This is a genomic window from Corallococcus sp. 4LFB (assembly GCF_046520365.1).
GTDB classification, from domain to species: domain Bacteria; phylum Myxococcota; class Myxococcia; order Myxococcales; family Myxococcaceae; genus Corallococcus; species Corallococcus caeni.
In genome coordinates this window covers 1-2,277 of the sequence record NZ_JBKGHJ010000827.1, presented here as the reverse complement: position 1 = coordinate 2,277, position 2,277 = coordinate 1, and the positions used below count along the sequence as shown (strand labels likewise).

Annotated in this window: 3 protein-coding genes; all 3 read right to left on the bottom strand. The window is 72.9% G+C overall.

Annotated elements, in window-relative coordinates; genetic code table 11:
- Positions 1 to 181: 181 nt before the first annotated feature.
- The gene (locus ACLEQD_RS41630; RefSeq protein WP_410391449.1) at positions 182 to 559 is read right to left on the bottom strand and encodes a hypothetical protein; all 378 of its coding nucleotides are present in this window, start codon (positions 557 to 559) and stop codon (positions 182 to 184) included.
- A 138-nt stretch (positions 560 to 697) separates the two neighbouring features.
- The gene (locus ACLEQD_RS41625; RefSeq protein ID WP_410391448.1) at positions 698 to 1,072 is read right to left on the bottom strand and encodes a hypothetical protein; all 375 of its coding nucleotides are present in this window, start codon (positions 1,070 to 1,072) and stop codon (positions 698 to 700) included.
- A gap of 27 nt (positions 1,073 to 1,099) precedes the next feature.
- Positions 1,100 to 2,277: sigma 54-interacting transcriptional regulator (locus ACLEQD_RS41620; protein ID WP_410391447.1), on the bottom strand; the 1,178-nt coding region annotated here is incomplete at its 5' end.

Here is a 2,277-nt window from a genome sequence, read left to right as displayed (position 1 = left end):
GGCGTGAAGCGCGGGCTGGCGCTGGCCGACGCGGTGGTGGCGGCCCGTCCCCGGTGGAGCCGGGCGCGCGAGGTGAGGGAAGGGTTGCTGTCGCTTCGCGCCGGACCGCGCGCCCCGTCAGCGGACCCCGCGGCCGACGCACCCGGGCCCTGAGCGGGGCCCGGGCGGAGCGGCGCTTGCGCTAGGTGCGGTCCTTCGGCGGGTCGCTCGTCACATCGATGCCGCCGTTCTTCCGGTCGAGCTCCAGCGGGCCGCGAGGGTCCCTGCTCCGGTCGCGCGTCCCGTCGTCGATGACCACGTCGAAGGGGTAGCTCCTCTTCATCGCCGTATCCCGGACCGTCAGCGGCGAGGTCAGCAGCGCGTTCTGTCCGCCGAGCTGGTAGGGGTACGCGTTCGGGCCCGGAACGGTGAGGCAGTTCCCGTCGGTGAACGTGACGGTGGCGGTGTAGGACGAAGGGTAGCTGCCCATGGAGAAGACCACCGTGTCTTCTTGCTTCACCTCCGCGCTGGGGTTGTAGCTGATGGGATCCGTGGAGAGGTCGACTGTGATGTTGGCCATAGGTCCGCACAGCATTGCAGCCCGTGGGCCAGGGCGCATGTCCTGAGCGCGCCCCTCGGATGTTTCACGGCTGCGACAGGAGCCGCGCCCCGGACGCGTCAATGGCGCGTCACGCCCGGGCGCTGACGTGTCCGGCGCCTACCGGCGGGCCTCTTCCGGCGGGTCGCTGGTCACGTCGATGCCGCCGTTCTTCCGGTCCCACTCGTGCCCCTTGCGGGCCTGGGACTCCAGGCCGCTGTTGAAGTCCACGTCAAAGGCGTAGAGCCCCTGCTCCGCCGTCAGGGACACGACGAGGGGCGCGGTCGACAGGGTGGGGCCGCCCAGCGTGTACGGCCCGGTCGTGGTGAGGCAGGTCCCGCTGGGGAACGACACGGTGGCGGTGGCGGTGAGCGCGTTGCCCAACGTGAAGACCACCGTGTCGCCGTGTTTCACCTCCGCGCTCGGGGTGTAGCTGACGGGGGTCGTGGAGACGTCGATGGTGAGGGTGTTGTTGGCCATGGTGCCGGTAGGCATTGCAGTCGCCGTACCAGCGCGCCGGCCCTAGCTGCCTTCCAATCCCAGCTCACGCACGCGGCGCTGGAGCGCGCGGCGGGACACCTCCAGCTTCTGCACCATGCGGTCCAGGTCGCCCTCGCACTCGTGGAAGCAGCGGGTGATCTCCTCCGGGCTCAGGTCCCGCGCGGTGCGCAAGAGCGAGCTCTTGTCGATGAGCACGTACACGGACGAGCGCGGGATGCCCAGCCAGTCCGCCGTGGCCTTCAGGTCCCACGCGCAGGCGCGCAGGGCCTCCAGCACCTCCTGCTCGCTCACGTCCGAAGGCTTGCGCCGCGCGGGCGCGCGAACCTCCGAGGGCGCGGGCGTGTCCTCCGGAGCAGGGGAGGGCGCCTGGGCCGTGAGGGGCTGGCCGGGGATGGGGAGCGCGCCTTCCTCCAGCGACTGCTCCAGCCGGGCATCCACGCGCAGCCCGGGCAGCCCCGCTCCGATGACGAGCTGCCGCGCGACGTTGCGCAGCTGGCGCACGTTGCCCGGCCACGCGGAGCGCACCAGCCGCGCGGCGAGCGACGCCGGCAGCCACGGCTCCACGCGCGCGTCCGAGGAGCTCAGCCGCCCCGCCTCGCCCGTGGACTCCAGCTCCTGGCGCGCGAAGTGGAGGAACAGCGGCGCGATGTCCTCGCGCCGCTCCCGCAGCGGCGGCACGGTGATTTCAAAGCCCGCCAGCCGGTGCAGCAGCGGGGCCTTGAAGTGGCCGTCGCGGATGCGCGCCTCCAGGTCCGCGTCCGTCGCGGTGACGAGCCGCACGTCCACGCGCACGGGGGCCTGCCCACCCACGGGGTAGACCTCCCCCGTCTCCAGCACGCGCAGGAGCGCCGCCTGGACCTCCGGGGGCGCCTCCGCCACCTCGTCCAGGAAGAGGGTGCCGCCGTGCGCGGCGCGGAAGAAGCCCTCCCGGTCGCGCGTGGCGCCGGTGAACGAGCCCCGCAGCGCGCCGAACAGCTCCGAGGCGATGAGGTCCTTGGACAGGGCGCCCAGGTTGACGCTGACGAAGGGGCCCGCGCGGCGCGGGCTCCGCTCATGGAGCGCCCTCGCCACCAGCTCCTTGCCCGTGCCCGTCTCGCCCCGCACCAGCACGGGGACCTGGAGGTCGGCCACGCGCAGCACGTCCTCGCGCACGCGGAGGATGCCCTCGCTGTCGCCCACCATCGCCAGCGCCGCCAGCT